Consider the following 16,806-nt stretch of genomic DNA (forward strand, 5'->3'; position numbering starts at 1 on the left):
CGAATGAGAATACTGATCCCGTTATTGCTTCTATGTGTCTCAATGCCTTCTTGGGCACAGCGTCAATTTGATATTGAAGTGATCATTTTCAAGCGAGCAGTCGACGCTGAAAGCACCACTGAATCTTGGCCGAATCAACTGCCAAAAATCGATATGGAAAATGTCGGCAGCTTAGAGAGTGAATCATACCGTCGCTCTAAAGGCGTAACACTACTGCCACGCTCATCTTTCCGCCTGAATGCGCAAGAAGCGGCATTAAACAACCATGCTGGGTTTAAAGTGCTTAAACACGTAGCATGGCGTCAAGGTGACCGAGGCAAATCTAGCGCCCCAATTTTCCGTATTGTTGGTGGACGAGATTTTTCTGATTCTTATCACGCAGATGGTAGTCCAATCAATGGCAGTACTCAGACATTTTCCACTGACGGTTACAGTGAAGAAACAGTCAACGGTCCTTTGTATGAACTAGACGGTCGATTCCAAATTTACGTGCAGCATTATCTATTCGCTGAAACGACACTAGACCTGCGCGAGCCAAGTGTTAGAGAAGTGCGTTTTGAACCAACTTCAACCGAGCAATTGGCGGATGATTTAGGTGAGGTCGATGGTAATGTTCAAGTGGGTAACTTGGCGGAAATCTCCCCTACAATAACAGAAGAAAAGTTCCTCAAGAGCTATCGAATGGATCAAAAACGCCGTATGCGTAGTAGTGAGACTCATTACCTAGACAACCCATTGATGGGCATGATCATTCAAGTTCGTCGCGTTCGATAAGTACGAGTGATTCAACAAAGCGCAGCATTTGCTGCGCTTTGTTTTTATCTGTTATGTCCTCAGTTATTCCTAACCAACGCAGAGCAAGGAAAATAACTGCGTTACAGTATGAAATAGACAGTTTTCAAATTACTTACACTCAACATGGAAGTCGTATCAGTTCATGAGTCCAGATTTTGAAATCATTGCGCCCCGCTTAGCGCTCAAGCTCATCCCTTCTGAAGAGGCTCACTCACTACAACGTTTGCTTGCAGAGTCCCCTTCCCTACACCAGTGGCTAGATTGGTGTAATCAAAACGTTACGTTGAAAGATGCACAGGACTTCCTGTTGGCAACCCGACTTAACTGGGTAAAAACAGAAGCTTTCGGTTTCGGTATCTATGAACGACAAAGTAACACTTTAGTAGGAATGGCCGCCGTAAACGAGTTATATCACACGTTTAATATGGCAAGTATTGGCTACTGGGTTGCTGACCGCTATCAACGACAGGGCTATGCTCAAGAAGCCGTTAGAGCCTTGGCTGAATTCTGCTTTGCAAAGCTGAGTTTAACTCGACTGGAAATTGTCTGTGACCCCGACAACGAAGCAAGCCAAACCTTAATTGAGTCAGTCGGTGCACAAAAAGAAACCATCGCCAGAAACCGGTTTATTTTTCATGGTAAGCCTAAGGATGGTGTTGTGTACTCACTTTTACCGGCAGATCTAACATAAATAAAAAGCCACCGACTTGCGGTGGCTTTTTATATTTCGAAGATACAGCATCCGCGCAATCCGCGTAGATGTGAATTTAGCGTCTTAGTGAAGCTTAAGGTTTGGACGCAGTACTCGGTTGATACGGCCCACAAGCATCATCAGTCCGGTTTTAAATACGCCGTGCAACGCCATCAGGTGCATTCGATATAACGAGATATAAACGACACGTGCAATACGGCCTTCTACCATCATCGACCCTTTGGTTAGGTTGCCCATCAAACTACCAACGGTAGAGAAACGGCTTAGAGACACCAATGAGCCGTGATCTTTATACACATAATCTTTCAGCTCGCGTCCGTTGATCTTCGCAACGATGTTGCTGAATGCTTGGCTTGCCATTTGGTGCGCAGCTTGCGCACGTGGTGGAACAAACGAACCATCAGCCTGAGTACATTGTGCTAAGTCACCAATAACGAAAATGTCATCATCACGCGTCGTTTGTAGTGTATTTTTCACTACCAGCTGGTTGATACGGTTCGTTTCTAAACCAGCGATATCTTTAATAAAATCTGGTGCTTTAATACCCGCAGCCCAAACCATGATTTGTGCCGGGATCTTCTCACCATCTTTCGTGGTGAGGCCATCTTTTTCAGCTTTAGTCACCATGGTTGCCGTGCGTACATTTACGCCCAACTTCACCAGCTCCTGATGAGCAGCAGAAGAAATACGTGGAGGTAACGCTGGTAAAATACGCTCACCTGCTTCAATCAGATTGACGTTCAACTTGCTAGAGTCAAGATCGCCAAAGCCGTAAGTGCGCAGCTCTTTAACAGCATTATGTAACTCAGCTGATAGTTCAACGCCAGTTGCACCAGCACCAACAATCGCGATATCCACCGTACCGTTACCGTTTTTCGCGTGCAGTTTTAGGAACTCATTGTTCATTTCTGTGCGGAAACGGTGCGCTTGTTCTGGACTGTCTAGGAAAATACAATTCTCACGAACGCCAGGAGTGTTGAAGTCGTTTGATGTTGAACCAATCGCCATGACCAGAATGTCGTATTCTAGCTCGCGGCTTGGCATCAGAAGCTCACCATGCTCATCTTTAAGCTCACTTAAGATGATCACTTTACGTTCGCGGTCGATGTCTTGAAGGCTACCCATTTGGAAGTCGAAGCTGTGGTTTTTTGCATGAGCTCGATAACTCAGAGCATCCACCCCTTCGTCCAAAGAGCCAGTTGCAACTTCATGCAATAATGGCTTCCACAAGTGGCTCGCTTTACGATCTACTAGCGTAATTTGCGCACGGTTCTTGCGACCTAGAGTTCGGCCAAGCTTAGTTGCCAACTCAAGACCACCAGCACCGCCGCCTACAACGATAATGCGTGTCACAATGATTTTCCTCTACAAAAATGAATATATGGGGTTCAGCTCGATGCATGGTTCACAGACATGCTGTGCCATACATCCAACCGATGAATTCTTGGTTCTTAGAGGTGTTTCAATTTATTTGGATTAAAAACTGCTGCCTAATTTTATTCTTTATCTATCAATAACTTGTTAGGAATCAGCATATTTGTCTGGTACGCATACGACGCCAGAGATTTTTGGGCAAGTTTATTACTCGCTCTCAATTTTTTTTGATATTTATCAAATTATTTTAGTCTAGTTCATTATATAGAGACGTACTTTGAAGGCAACCAAAATCCGTGTGACGAGTACGGATTGACTACTTTTCGACTACTCTACAACAAGGTATTCGTGCCACATAGGATGGAAGTAAGAAAACGGTAAGGAGAACACAATATTCTGAGCGCTAAACCAAGAAAATGAGGCCTTTAAAGAGAAAGTGACTCGGCATACTCACAAGAGGGGGTCGCAGCAAAGCAGCCGATAAAAAATGCCGCTTTACTGTTCACACTCAAACACTCTTAAGTATTTTTAAATGCCTTCATCGCTTGTAAATGGTGAGAGATCTTTTTGAACTTGTGGGACTGCGTTTCGTCCCAAATGATTTGATAGTATTTTTCTAACTCAGCTGCAGTTTTCGCATTGTCATGCACTTCATCATCTTTGGATAAAATCACCAAGCAGTGCGCCTGATTTTTCGCTCGAAACTGATCAACACATTTTGTTGCGATATCTTCGTACTCTTCTGGGCGATCGATTCGACCAGCCATCGTTTTTTCTGGGTGCAAGTTCGGGTTAAACATCACTTGCTTGATACCGCATAGAAAACCAATTCGTTCAGACCAATAACCACCTAAACCAACCCCACAGATTAACGGGTTTGGATCATCCGATTGATCGATAACTTTAGACACCTCTTTTAACAAGTGTTGCATGTCGTGCTTTGGGTGAAGGGTGCTGTAATTGATAAAACGAACGTCGTCGTCGATGAATTGCAGTTGAAGAACTTTTTCGTGGTTACCCGGGCTTGTACTGTCAAAGCCGTGTAAGTAAATAATCATGTGTACCTCTCCCTGTGTGTATCTGGTACTTTTATTAAAACTACCACTATTTCCTTACTGTTAAAGGGGAAAATATCACGAGTTCTCAAAACAGTGATCTTCCATACACAATGAGCCTTTCAACTCATGCGCACTGTTTAAGTATTGTTCATCTCCCCACAATTTATAGGCCAGTAGATACCAAAGCATCGCCATTACTAGGGTTCTTGGCTGCCACGCCTGTACACCACTTAACCAAAGAGACGTATCGTCGATACCTCGAATTTGGCAATACTGTTTCACCGCCTCTTCCACAGGCGCACCCGCGACTTGAATAGTCAAGGTCAAATCAAGCCTAGGGTCAGCAATACCAGCATATTCCCAATCAATGACTTTCACCCCACTCTCTCCCCGAACGAGGTTGTAACACCCCAGGTCAAAGTGACAAAGAGCGAGTGGAACCGCCGCTACACTCGGTTCCGTGCGCCACTTCATGTATAGAGCCTCAAATTCCGTATCCGCATACTGACCATCAAGCTCAAGCCAATAATGATCGATGCGAGAAATATAAGAAAATGGAACCAAAGGGAGCGCGCTGATCGGGTGCTGATGAATGGTCGCCACAATGGATAATAAATCTCTTACTGGTAGCCCTACATCCGAAAGTGCTTGCCCTTCGATCCATTCCACCAGTAAACCTTGCTCGTGGATAAACACTGGCTTAGGACCAATTTCTAATGAAGAGATAGCATTCAGAACTTGATATTCATTGTGGCGAGAAATTGAAAAAGCCTTGCAAACATTACTGGTCGGTCGCCAGATGTATACAAGGCCTTGAGAGGATTCCAACCGCCAACAACGGTTGGTTAGCCCCCCGGTAACGGTTTGAACTTTTACCGGAGGCTCAGTAAAGAAGCCATCGAGAGCATTAAGACTCGGATCTAACTGTTTTGCTTGTTGCCAAGAAAACCATGCCATTGATGACTTCTCCATCAGTATCGATTAAAGACCGAATAAGCTCTTCGATTGCGCTTTACGAATTTCCGTTTCATCCGCCCACTCAATCAAGCCTGTTTCTAGGTCCATTAGGCGCATGGTCATCTTGTAGTATACATCTTTATCGCTACCTGCATTTTTGACGATGCTAGATAGGTTACCGTAAAGCATGTATTGCGCACCCACCATTTTACCAAATTGGATCGCTGTGCTTTGGTTAACCAGCTCATCCGTGTTTTGGAAGTTAAGCTGTTCACGCACAGACTCAACACGATCCATATCAACAAAGCGGAACTTACCAGAGTTCAGCATCTTAGTAGAAATAGTGTCGGTAATGGATTCAGTGTCAATGTGTTCACTGGTCTTGTTCTTAATTCGCTCAACAAAAACGATAGGACGTTGATCACGAGTAATTGCTGCTACAGAACCCGACATCATCATGCTATCCACCATTTCAGCCGCGATTTTTTGTAAATCTGTTGAGCCAAAATCGATAGTTGTGGTTTCTGTTGCTTGCGCATCGCCGTAAGAGACTTTGTTAGAACAGCCACCCAAAATGACGGCAAGACCTAAAAGAGCAATAATACTTTTTTTCATGAGAGTTCCTTAGTTTTTCAATACCAGCGCATCGTTAGCGCGGCAGCTTCGGCAAAGCCGTTAAGATTAATTGTCTTGTGCTTCTCTAATTTGAACACGGAATTTGGTGCCATTTGGATTCACAGTAACTTCAGATAACGTGACTTGCTCAAACCCTCGCACAATCATTTTGCGCCATGGGCCAGGCTTGGTATTCACTTCTAAACCATTATTGTCATACCAATAGAAGCGGTAAAGAATGTGCTGGTCACCTTTATAGTTACTGCTTAGTTGCACCACTCCACGTGGACGATCATCAACGTAAGTGGTGGTGATGTTGTCAACTAATAAGCGACTACCCAAAACGTTATCATTAAAAAATACTTTTTGCGTTTGACCATCAATTCGAATACCAGCCGTGTTTTCGGCGCATCCAACTAAACCAATAGCCATTGCTAAACAAATAAGCCATGCTTTCATTACAGTCTCCCTAGCTGTTTATGCCACACGGTTGAGTGCGTTCCCTGACGAGAGACCCATACCAATGTAGTCTGCTGTGCAGGCACTTCAAACTGATAGGTTTGATCACCCAAGTTTAAACTTTGTGTTCCCGGTTTCACGACTTTTGATGCCGTTTTCACTTGCGCTGGTAATGTTTGCCAACTTCTCGTATCCGGCTGCTCGGTCAATGTGTTCCATACATTGAAAAGTATGTTACCCACATCATCGCCTTTTTTCGCCGCCTCTTTTCGGATTCGATCTTTTGCCCAAACGCGAAGAGCTTGACGGATCACCATTGTAGTCAGACGTTCATTAAGATCGTTTTGTGCCATCGCATTAACATCAGTCAGCGTGCTAGAAGGCAATACCTGACCATTTAAAACCACATCGCTAAAACGTTGAGCACCCCGATTCGGATAATAAGGAAGCGCCAACGAATAAATAGCCCCATTATCGCGACTGTCGTAAATCGGTAGATCAATACGCCAACCTTTCAAAGCCTCCACAACGCCTTGTTCATCAATAACGATGACTCGACCTTGAGACTGAGTTAACCCAGAAGGTGCTTTACCATACCGTTTCTCTAGCATGCGTAAGTCTTCACGCATGCCTAGTTTCTTAGCGGCGTACAGCGTGCTTTCAACAACTTGTTTGTTGTCTGGCATCACAGCGAGTGCTCGTCGGTAATCAACATAAGCACTGTTTAAATCTCGTGACGCTTCATATAACAAGCCAGAAAGATAGAACAAATAGCCGTTTTGTACTGCGCTTAGTTTTTTACCAGCATCAGGGTAGCTCGCCAACACACTGCCTAAATTGGCAGACATGCCTTGCTTTTTCAGGTCTTTTTCTGCTGCTTTTAGTTCTTTTTCACGCGCCTTTCTTGCCGCTTCCTGAACTTGATTGGCTCGACGCACTTCAACAAGCGCCCCTTCCAAATCGTTTTTCTGTAAATAGTTTAGCCCGAGATAAAGGTGCAGAAAGCCAAGTTCATAATCGGCGGGATGATAATCTTGGAGATTGTCGTTCACTGCGAGAGAGCCGACGCTCGTTGCCGTTTCTGACACAGAAATAGTCGCGCGATCTTGCTGAACACGAACGGCACGATCACCATTTTCCAGTGCTTTCAAACTTGTCGGGTAATCTTCAGCAAGAAAAGAAATACGGCCCTTTTCAAAGTTGCCAAGTATCTCGCCACCCACTTCGCTCGATTGAAGTTGTTTCGCTTTCGCATATTCCCCTGCTACAACGGCTTGATAAACGTCTTGATTCTGGTTGCTGTAGTGACTAAACAGATTGCCCGCAGACAAATTCGCGCAGCCAGAGGCCATTAAAGCCCAGCTCATCAGCCCTAACAGCTTTACACCTAGTTTCACATTTATCTCCACAAATGTGTCATTCGACAGGAAAAAGAAGTGGGTGAACTGCGCCACCCACTTTTTAAAGCTTAGCTCAATACCATTGGACCTAGAGGACGACCGCCTAATAGGTGCATGTGAATATGGTAAACCTCTTGGCCACCGTGCGGGTTACAATTAACGATCAGGCGATAGCCGTCTTCCGCAATGCCTTCCTCTTTCGCCAGTTTTTTAGCAACAGTGAACAAACGCCCCATCATTGCTTCATCTTCAGCTTCAACATCATTCGTTGTTGGGATCAATTTATTCGGAATAATGAGAATATGGCTCGGTGTGCGCGGGTTAATATCGCGAAACGCAGTCACCAACTCATCTTGATAAAGAATATCGGCAGGGATTTCCTTACGAATAATTTTACTAAAGATCGTTTCTTCCGCCATGAGGACTCCATTTTATAAAGGTAATTAGACCCCAATTAGTATGCGCCAACCAAAAGCGGAGCTCAATAAAAACAGTGTTCACTTAACATTATTAATCAAACGCTAATTAACGAAGCTTTTTTTGTCGTGTGCGTCATAAAATGCGCGTCACAAACTCAATACAATCCAATGAATTTTGTTACTTTTTTAAGACAATTATTATTTTTATACCCAAGTAAGCTCAAAATTCTTGGGTAGCTTGTCTATTTTGGGAGAGGAAGCTCACTTATGCGAGGTTCAGTTATTAAAAGGATGTATGCGGGCTTTGCTCTGATCATCATCCTATTTGCCGTCACAATTGCCATTATGATGGGAGGAATGAGTGATATTCACGGGAAGTTTGGCACCGTGTCTAAATCATCCCTACCACTGGTATCGTTATCTAACCAAACCAGTGTTGAACTGCTTTCTGCCGACAAATCGTTTAAAGATTTTCTGACGACAGAGAATAAACAACGCATGGATGAAATGCGTCAGGAATTTGCTAGATCTCAACAACGTTTCGAATCCACTTTGGGTCAACTGGAAACTGCGAGCCAAATCTATCCTTCTCTTGCCGAACCGTTTTCACAATTAAAAGCGTTAGAGCAGAGCTATTTTACTGAAGCTCTTGAAGCCATGGACAACTACGAAGCGATGTTCGCTGCGCAAGAAAAAGTGCAAAAATCGTCACGTCGCTTCCAAAAGCTGAATACCGAGTTGTCGGTCGGCCTTAAAGAATATGTGGCAGATCAAACTAGCATTTCTGTCAAAGTCATGGCGAAGAGTTACTTCATTAAGCTAAAAGATGCGGAAGTTATAACCTCTGATGCCCTCGCCAGTTCTGATCCTGAGTTTGTTACGCAAGCCGTGACCAAAAACCGCAAAGCAGTGACTCATTTGAACTATGCTTTCCGTGGTTTAGTTACTCAATTACCTGAACTAAAAACAGCGTTTGGTGAGTCGGTAGAACAATTCACACGCGATGTGGGAATGCGTGGAGGTGTCTTAGACCAGCACAATAATTACCTCAATGCTCGTGCAGCGCTATACAACAACATCGCCAACCTAGCGAATAAAGTTGATTCAACCATGGCGATTCTTGAGCAATTTACGTCAACCGCAACGGATAAACTTAATGAATCGTTAGCAGACGCTGGTAACATTTATTCTGCGGGTGTGACGAAAGCCATCATCATTGGCGTTGTCGTCGTGCTACTTGCCACAGCGATTGGCTACCACATCGCGCATAGCGTTCGCGAACCATTGACTCGTATTCTAAAAGTGCTTGAAAGCCTGACTGAAGGTGACATGACACAACGTATCGATATTCGCTATAACAACGAGTTCAGCCGAGTGAGTGGACACATTAACTCACTAGCCGACAGTCTTCACGAGATCTTAGTGAAACTCAACGAAGCGTCAGAGAACCTATCTTCGACCGCAGCAACAAACGAAAGCACGTCTTCGCAAGCGCAAAGCAAATTAAGCTCACAACGTGAGCAAACAGCAAACGTTGCGACCGCAATGACGGAAATGTCTCACTCAGTGCAAGAAGTCGCTCAAAGTGCACAAGGTTCACTAGAAATGGTGCAGCGTGTCGAATCTGCCTCTGAAGAAGGCAGAAATGTCATGAGCAGCAATATCTCGACCATAAATCAACTGGAAACGCGTTTGAACGAATCCGTTTCCGCTGTCTCTGAACTTCAAAAAATGAGTGGTCAAATTGGTTCTATCCTCGATGTGATTCGCAACATTGCTGAACAAACTAACCTACTGGCATTGAATGCAGCAATTGAAGCGGCTCGCGCTGGCGAGCAAGGTCGCGGCTTTGCGGTAGTGGCCGATGAGGTGCGTGTGCTTGCATCCAGAACCACTCAGTCCACCACTGAAATTGAATCGATGATCAGTAATCTGCAATCCAGCTCTCAGTCAGCAAATCAAGTAATACAAAGCTGTATGAGCGATATGGAGATGTCTGTTGAGCAAGCATCAAAAGCGAACAGCTCAATGGAAGAGATTCAAGCGCTAATCATCGAAATCAGCCAAATGAGTACGCATATTTCGCAAGCGGCAGCAGAGCAAAGTGAAACCTCAGCAGACATCGCACGCAGTATTGAAGATATCAATAGTATCGCCGATGAAAGCTTCCAAGCTATGTCGAGCATCGCACAGACCAGTGAATCCCTGACTCACTTGGCTCATCAACAGAATGAATTGGTTCACCGCTTTAAGTTATAAATAATTTATAAATTTAAGCATTAATTAGTGCAATCAACTGTATAAGGGCGACTTTTTGTTAAGTCGCCCTTGTTTTTTATCGGCCATGTCTACATATGATTAATATGGCCAGCTCATCCCCTTGCACATCTCTTTTCGAGCGGCCTCATAAAAAGGAAAATCTATGGCTGTTCATGTTGGTATTATCGACCAAGACCCAGTGAGATTGGTCACTCCTCTATTAGATAATCGTACGCTAAGCACACATATCGTCTTCATCGGAGACAAGAGCCAGTTAGATATATTTGACCGACTGAGTGCCGTTTTAGAGCAACGAGACATTACTTCCGAATTTTTTGAAATCCCATCCGCCGTCAATACTTCGCTGATCAAACAAGCGATTCAAAAACTGGCAAAAGATCTCCATGAGCGCGGCGAAGATGTGAAATTGAACGCCAGTTGCGGTCTTCGTCATCGCTTATTGTCTGTGTACGAGGTTTTCCGTACCTATCGCTGGCCAATTTTTGTGGTTGAGCCAAGTAGCGATAAGCTTTGCTGGTTATACCCAGATGGCAAAGAAGATACTCAGGTCGAAGACCACATTACGATTGCTGACTACCTCACTATCTTCGGCGCACGCGGCGAGTTCCACCACGTTGATTTACCTCCTCTTCTTGATAAAAAACTGTATGAACTTGGTGAACGCTGGGCCTCAAATGCGCTTGAACTTGGTCCAGGCTTAGCGACTCTTAACTACCTTGCAACCACATGCCGCAAAGAGCAAAAACTTGATGTGGAGCTTTCTGAAAAGCAACAAGGCTACCGTGAGCTCAACATGCTGCTTTCGGACTTAGTGGAAGCGCAAATCGCCACTTATGAGAATGGCGTTCTAACGTTTGCAGATGAAGATGCACGCCGCTTTTCAAACGGTGAATGGTTAGAGACTCTGGTACACAGCACGGTCAAGCAAATTCAAGATACAATGCCGACGATTCAAGATCGCTCTTTGAATGTTCAGGTTTATCGCAAACTTGGTGAAAGCGAAGTACGCAATGAGTTGGATGTTGCAACGGTGGTAAACAACAAGCTCCACATCATTGAGTGTAAAACCAAAGGCATGCGAGATGACGGCGATGACACCTTGTACAAGCTAGAATCCCTCAGAGATCTGCTAGGTGGTTTACAAGCACGTGCAATGCTGGTGAGCTTCCGACCGCTTCGTCACAATGACATTACTCGTGCAGAAGATTTGGGGCTAGCTCTGATTGGCCCTGATGAGCTTAAAGACTTAAGAACGCACCTAACGGCTTGGTTTAAAGACGCAGGTGGCTCGGACGAGATCTAACATCAGCGATAAAAGCTAGAATTCAAAATGATCAAAAGCAGCGTTACAGGCTGCTTTTTTTATACCTAATTTTTAAGTGTGGGTTTAGATAGGTAGAAAAAAACCAGAGGCGTGCCTCTGGTTTTTCCGTTTGTTTAAAATGCCAATTATCGCGGCTTACAGCATTTTACGCGCTGCTTCTACTACCACCTTAATTGAACGAGCTTCCGTCTCTTTCAGAGTTGAATGATCTGGAATCTCTTTTTGTGTACGGTTGATGATTACACCCGCTACACAACCTGCTTTTAGACCAGAGCTCGCACACATTGTTAGCAATGTTGCAGACTCCATCTCAAAGTTAAGTACGCCCATGTCTTGCCATTCTTGCATAGAACCTTGGAAACGCTTAACAACGCGACCAGAGAACGTGTCGTAGCGCTCTTGACCTGGGTAGAAAGTATCACTTGAAGCCGTCACACCCATGTGAACCGCAGCGCCAGACTCTTCTACTGCCGCTTTCATTGCAGTTGCTACTTCAAAGTCAGCAACTGCTGGGAATTCCATTGGCGCAAAGTGCAGGCTCGCACCGTCAAGGCGAACTGACCCCGTCGTTACGATCATGTCACCTACGTTTACATGCGGTTGAATTGCGCCAGTTGTACCAACACGTAGGAAAGTACGAACACCAAGCTGCGCGAGTTCCTCAACTGCGATAGAGGTAGAAGGGCCACCAATACCTGTAGAACAAACCACAACAGGTTTACCGTCTAATTCGGCACGGTATAGCGTGTATTCACGGTGACTTGCTAGAAATACTGGGTTTTCCATTTGTTCTGCGATTTTTTGAACGCGCGCTGGATCACCAGGAATGATGGCTAGAGTCGCACCATTAAGATCAGCTTCAGTAACACCTAAATGAAATACAGCTTGAGACATAAGTCGCTCCTTATTGTGGCTTATTTTATGAACAATAAGCTCATTAATCAGTTGTTGGGTACAAATGCACTGTAGCGAACCTTTCACCAACATAGAGTGATCACAATCACAATGAGAAAATGTAATGAAACTACAATTTCACCCAAAACAAGCAATGATCACACTTTTGGGGAGTTTGGCTCATTTTGTTGCATAGCGATGCGTGATTTCAAAAACAAACTAAAACATATTATTAGATTTCGTCGATACGGTTAAAAAAGCCCGAGACACGAATGCCTCGGGCTTTTTATTAGCTAGTTAGGTAGGTCACTTGGCCTGCTTGGACTCAAAACGGAGCAATCTCAACGCATTTAACGTAACCAGTGCAGTTGCGCCGCTGTCGGCTAATACCGCCACCCATAGACCCGTAATGCCCAATAAACTTGTAACCAAGAAAACGCCTTTCAAACCAAGCGCTAACGCAACATTCTGACGAATATTGCTTAACGTCGCACGCGATAGTTCTATCATGGCAGGTAACTCAATCAGACGATTGTGCGTTAATGCCGCGTCGGCCGTTTCCAGAGCAACATCCGTACCGCCTCCCATCGCAATACCGATACTCGAAGCTTTCATCGCTGGCGCATCATTAATACCGTCTCCCACCATTGCAACGGTGTGTTGCTGTGATAGTTTCTCGACGTAATGCACTTTATCTGCTGGTAATAAGCTTGCTTTATAATCCAAGCCTATTCTGGTCGCCATTGCTTCAGCACTTCTCGGGTTGTCACCGGTTAGCATCACCGACGTTATCCCAAGCTCCTTCAACGTAGCGATAGCTTCTTGGGCATCTGGGCGCAATGTATCTTGCCATGCGATCACGCCAATGACCTCGTAATCGTAACGCACAATAACAACCGTTTTACCTTGTTGTTCCAACGTCACCACTCGCTCTTCGGTTTCTTGAGAAAGTGGGAAATCGGCCTTAGAAGGCGTGACTACTTGGACTATTTTCCCATCGACGTAACCTGTGACACCAGAGCCCACTTGCGCGGTTTTATCTAGCGCTTCAGGAATAGTAAGCCCCTGCTGTTGCACTTTATTAACTAAAGAAACCGCGAGAGGATGGCTTGAGCCAACTTCGATTGAGGCTGTCAGGCTAAGTAACTTGTCTTCATCTACATCAAAAGCAAAGACGTCGGTCACCTGCGGCTTACCTTGCGTCAATGTACCGGTTTTATCAAATGCGACGGACTCCACCTTACCAAGCAACTCAAGCGCCGCACCACCTTTGATTAATGCCCCCCGCTTCGCCGCAGCCGCCAAGCCAGAAGTAATCGCTGCAGGCGTTGAAATAACCAACGCACACGGACAGGCGATCAGTAACAGGGCAAGTCCTCGATAAATCCACGTTTCCCATGGTTGAGCAAACAACAGTGGTGGCGTGACGATAACCATCAAGGACACCAACATCATCAGCGGCGTATACCAACGGCTGAATTTATCCAGAAAACGTTCTAATGGTGCCTTACGAGATTCTGCTTCTTCAATCAAATGGAGAATTCGGTCAATCGCATTCTCGCCTTGACGAGAAGTCACCTGTAAACGAACGACTTTATCGACAACCACAGCCCCGGCCATCACTTTGCCACCCGTTTGGTGCTCAACGGGAACGGATTCTCCCGTTAACGCGCTTTCGTCAAAACTTGCAAGCGCATCTTGCAACACACCATCCGCTGGCAAACGACCACCGGGGGCAACTTCTATAATATCCCCCGGCTTAAGCTGAGCTGCAGGCACCTCTTTACGCTCACCATCAACAATTAAAATTGAATTTTCTGGGACTAAGTCCATTAGCGCTTGGACACCACTTCGAGCGCGGGATGATGCATATGCTTCTAACTTTTCACCAATAAGGAAAAGCAATAACACCATTGCCGCTTCAGCGGTTTCACCTAAATATAAAGCGCCGAGCGCTGCCACACTCATTAACGTTTCAATCGCAAAAGGCGTACCGCTACGCGCCAACTTGAACGCTTTAATCGCAATTGGGTATAAACCCAGTAAACAGGTCAACGTGAATAACCAAGTACTTATTTGAGGGTCGATCTTAGAAATTATTGCCGCGACAACCATCGCACTAGCAATAGAGAGAATTTGAATGTTGTCTTTTACTACCCCACGCCAGCCCTTCGTTGCAGTATTTGGTTTTGGAGCATCGAGTGAAGAAAGCGGAAAACCTGTTTGTTGGGCTGTATGCTCTATCGTAGAGGTCAGCTCGCGATCGTCAAAATCGACAACCAGTTTTTCTGTTGCAAATAAGACTTTTGCTTGGTTAACACCTTCCAAAGACGTAATAGCCTTCTCAAGCTTTTGCGCACATGAAGGGCAATCCATACCTGACACAAGCCACGAGTTTCGAATTGAGGAATCACTCTCCCTTGAGGGCTCTTCTTCCTCACCTGGGTCGGCGCTACAACTCCCTCCGCTGCAACATGAACTTTCGGACACTTCTACGCCAGCTTGAGAAATGTTGAGTGAAGATTTTACTGGTGCGCAGCACGACTCGCTCGCGCCAAGCGGCACCGCAGTTTTGATTTTGCTAGATTGGCAACCTTGATGTTTCGTACACATAATTTATTTTCCTTATTGGTGTAGGCTCTTTGCCTATGACTAAGGATAAACCTTAGAGCTAGCTCCAAGGTCAAGGTAATTTTTTAAAAACTCGTCGATTGAAAATAAAAAAAGACGCCGAAGCGTCTTTCCAAATGACTTATTTAAAATCAAGCACCTATGAAATTTGATCAAAAAGGTTAAACTGGATGCTTAAAACACTCATTTAAAGTCATCCCGATGGCGCGCAGCACATCTCGCCTAGTGATAACGCCAACCAATTTACCTTTGCCGTCAACCACTGGATACATTTTTGGCTTACCAATCTTCATCATGTCAGCCAACTCAATCACTGACATGTCTGGAGAAACAGATAAAACATCGTCATGCATACACTCTTGAACGGTATGCGTATCTTGGCAGTGATAACTCGCTTTCACCAATTTATCTAACAAGTCTTGCTCTGATAAGAATCCAACTACCTTTTCATTCTCATCAATGACGGGTCCACCTAATGTGACGCTTTGCATGACTTTATTCAAAGCAGCCGAAAGTGACATATCTTTAGTGAAGGTCACCGCTTGCAACGTCATGTAATCTTTTACTTTTAATGAATGCATTCTTATCTCCTTAAGGGCATTTTATTGCGGCCTTTAGATAAGTGTCGCCTAATTTCCTGAATTTACTAAATGGAAATGAGTAATTTTATTTATAGGTGCAGCCTATTGATCTGAATCAAAATTAAGTCATCATCGGCATTCACTGTTGTTTAATTGAGTACAACTTGCAAATAGGCTGATTTTTAACAGGTGGTAAATACAACAAAGCCAGTCAAATTGACTGGCTTCATTATTGGCGCATAGTTACATTAACAATGATGTCGACGCATGTTGTCTAAAATAATACCGGTTGCCATTGCGACATTCAGCGACTCAGCACCACCAAATGCCGGAATCGTGATCTTATTTGTCACGAGCTTCGCAGCTTCTTCACGTACGCCGTGGGACTCGCTGCCCATCAACAAAATACCTTCAGCAGCGAATTCCGTTTTATGAACGCTCTCCCCTTCCAGAAACGCGCCATAAACTGGCAAATTGGCTTCTTCTAAGTAACTTGGCAAATCCACCAGACTCACTTGTACGCGGCCAAAACTGCCCATGGTCGCGCTGATCGTCTTAGGGTTATACGGATCAGCACAATCTGTACTAGCAATAATGTGCTTGATGCCATACCAGTCTGCGACACGAATAATCGTTCCTAGATTACCTGGGTCAGATACGCCATCTAGCGCAATCATCAAGCCTTTTGCTTGAGGCACTTTTACACTCGGGATTTCAACCACGGCAATGGCCGCGTTATTGCTCACGAGAGTGCTCGCTTTGGTCAGGTCGTCAAGCGATGCTTCAATGCAATCAAAACTACTTAGCGTACTAGCGTTTTGTTCGAGAAATGCCTCGGTTGCGAAGACATGCTTCACCTTTAATGAACTACTTGCCAGCTCTAAAACGTTCTTTTCACCCTGAACTAGGAATAAGCCATGCGCTTTACGCTGTTTCTTTTGACCTAAAGCACGAAGCAGTTTTAATTGGTTTTTTGAAATCATTAAAGTATCCCAGGTGAAAATGGTTATTCGGCGAATGTACTCGAAACAATCTTCACGACAGTTCGGTATCAAGCGCGTGAGATTATAAATTATACCTAAATAACCTCAAGAAACTTGATTCATCAGAAGACTTTGAAGAGCAAACGCAGTAAAAGAGGGTTCAAAAACGAAAAAAGCCCTGCGATATACGCAGGGCTTTTAAAGGGTGGGACCCCAGCCACATCCCGGCACACAAGTCACCCGCTGCGGCTGCTTCCTTCCGGACCTGACCGAGTTCACGAGCTATTGTTGCGAGAGGACCAGAGCCCCATAATTCTTTTCGAG

General features: G+C 44.8%; 15 protein-coding genes and 1 other RNA gene. 4 read left to right on the top strand and 12 right to left on the bottom strand.

Features of this window, described 5'->3' with window-relative positions; translation table 11 throughout:
* Positions 1–3: 3 nt before the first annotated feature.
* Positions 4–774: a peptidoglycan binding protein CsiV gene (locus tag CBX98_RS03290; protein WP_074191059.1), complete on the top strand. Its 771-nt coding sequence runs from the start codon at positions 4–6 to the stop codon at positions 772–774.
* A gap of 163 nt (positions 775–937) precedes the next feature.
* On the top strand, positions 938–1,486 hold the full coding sequence (locus CBX98_RS03295; RefSeq protein WP_047008529.1) for a GNAT family protein: 549 nt from the start codon (positions 938–940) through the stop codon (positions 1,484–1,486).
* Positions 1,487–1,570: 84 nt separating this feature from the next.
* Here CBX98_RS03295 and CBX98_RS03300 read toward each other — a convergent pair whose 3' ends face one another.
* From CBX98_RS03300 to hinT, 7 genes are all read right to left on the bottom strand, one after another.
* Positions 1,571–2,860 carry an NAD(P)/FAD-dependent oxidoreductase gene (locus tag CBX98_RS03300; protein WP_005390626.1) on the bottom strand — a complete coding sequence of 430 codons (1,290 nt, stop codon included), beginning with the start codon at positions 2,858–2,860 and terminating at the stop codon, positions 1,571–1,573.
* 539 nt (positions 2,861–3,399) lie between these two features.
* Positions 3,400–3,939: an alpha/beta hydrolase YcfP gene (gene ycfP, locus CBX98_RS03305; RefSeq protein WP_012842003.1), complete on the bottom strand. Its 540-nt coding sequence runs from the start codon at positions 3,937–3,939 to the stop codon at positions 3,400–3,402.
* Positions 3,940–4,014: 75 nt separating this feature from the next.
* Entirely contained in the window at positions 4,015–4,896 is an 882-nt protein-coding gene (gene thiK, locus CBX98_RS03310) for a thiamine kinase (protein WP_109168571.1), read from the bottom strand.
* A gap of 24 nt (positions 4,897–4,920) precedes the next feature.
* Positions 4,921–5,511, bottom strand: a complete 591-nt coding sequence (gene lpoB / locus CBX98_RS03315) for a penicillin-binding protein activator LpoB (RefSeq protein WP_005378467.1) — start codon at positions 5,509–5,511, stop codon at positions 4,921–4,923.
* A 66-nt stretch (positions 5,512–5,577) separates the two neighbouring features.
* The gene (locus CBX98_RS03320; protein WP_005390620.1) at positions 5,578–5,970 is read right to left on the bottom strand and encodes a YcfL family protein; all 393 of its coding nucleotides are present in this window, start codon (positions 5,968–5,970) and stop codon (positions 5,578–5,580) included.
* Positions 5,970–7,367 (bottom strand): hypothetical protein, encoded by a 1,398-nt coding sequence (locus CBX98_RS03325; protein ID WP_109168572.1) that lies wholly within the window; start codon positions 7,365–7,367, stop codon positions 5,970–5,972. Before CBX98_RS03325 ends, CBX98_RS03320 begins: the two co-directional genes overlap by 1 nt.
* 71 nt (positions 7,368–7,438) lie before the next feature.
* Positions 7,439–7,789 (bottom strand): purine nucleoside phosphoramidase, encoded by a 351-nt coding sequence (gene hinT / locus CBX98_RS03330; protein ID WP_005390611.1) that lies wholly within the window; start codon positions 7,787–7,789, stop codon positions 7,439–7,441.
* A 267-nt stretch (positions 7,790–8,056) separates the two neighbouring features.
* Here hinT and CBX98_RS03335 point away from each other — a divergent pair, with 267 nt between their 5' ends.
* Both CBX98_RS03335 and CBX98_RS03340 read left to right on the top strand, forming a co-directional pair.
* A complete protein-coding gene (locus tag CBX98_RS03335) occupies positions 8,057–10,048 on the top strand; it encodes a methyl-accepting chemotaxis protein (protein ID WP_109168573.1) in 1,992 nt (663 codons plus the stop codon).
* Positions 10,049–10,211: 163 nt separating this feature from the next.
* A complete protein-coding gene (locus CBX98_RS03340; RefSeq protein WP_005390608.1) occupies positions 10,212–11,372 on the top strand; it encodes a DUF1887 family protein in 1,161 nt (386 codons plus the stop codon).
* Positions 11,373–11,528: 156 nt separating this feature from the next.
* Here the strand turns inward: CBX98_RS03340 and udp are convergent, their stop codons facing one another.
* The 5 genes from udp to ffs all read right to left on the bottom strand — a co-directional run bounded on the left by udp (position 11,529) and on the right by ffs (position 16,787).
* Entirely contained in the window at positions 11,529–12,287 is a 759-nt protein-coding gene (gene udp / locus CBX98_RS03345; RefSeq protein WP_012842006.1) for a uridine phosphorylase, read from the bottom strand.
* A gap of 306 nt (positions 12,288–12,593) precedes the next feature.
* Positions 12,594–14,900, bottom strand: coding sequence for a zinc/cadmium/mercury/lead-transporting ATPase (locus tag CBX98_RS03350; RefSeq protein WP_109168574.1), 2,307 nt, complete (start codon positions 14,898–14,900; stop codon positions 12,594–12,596).
* A gap of 179 nt (positions 14,901–15,079) precedes the next feature.
* On the bottom strand, positions 15,080–15,499 hold the full coding sequence (locus CBX98_RS03355; RefSeq protein WP_005390603.1) for a CBS domain-containing protein: 420 nt from the start codon (positions 15,497–15,499) through the stop codon (positions 15,080–15,082).
* Between the two features lie 248 nt (positions 15,500–15,747).
* Positions 15,748–16,482, bottom strand: a complete 735-nt coding sequence (locus CBX98_RS03360) for an RNA methyltransferase (protein WP_109168575.1) — start codon at positions 16,480–16,482, stop codon at positions 15,748–15,750.
* 208 nt (positions 16,483–16,690) lie between these two features.
* An RNA gene (gene ffs / locus CBX98_RS03365) (signal recognition particle sRNA small type) lies at positions 16,691–16,787 on the bottom strand.
* Between the last annotated feature and the right edge of the window lie 19 nt (positions 16,788–16,806).

It is taken from the genome of Vibrio sp. T9, from assembly GCF_003123985.1.
GTDB lineage: Bacteria > Pseudomonadota > Gammaproteobacteria > Enterobacterales > Vibrionaceae > Vibrio > Vibrio diabolicus.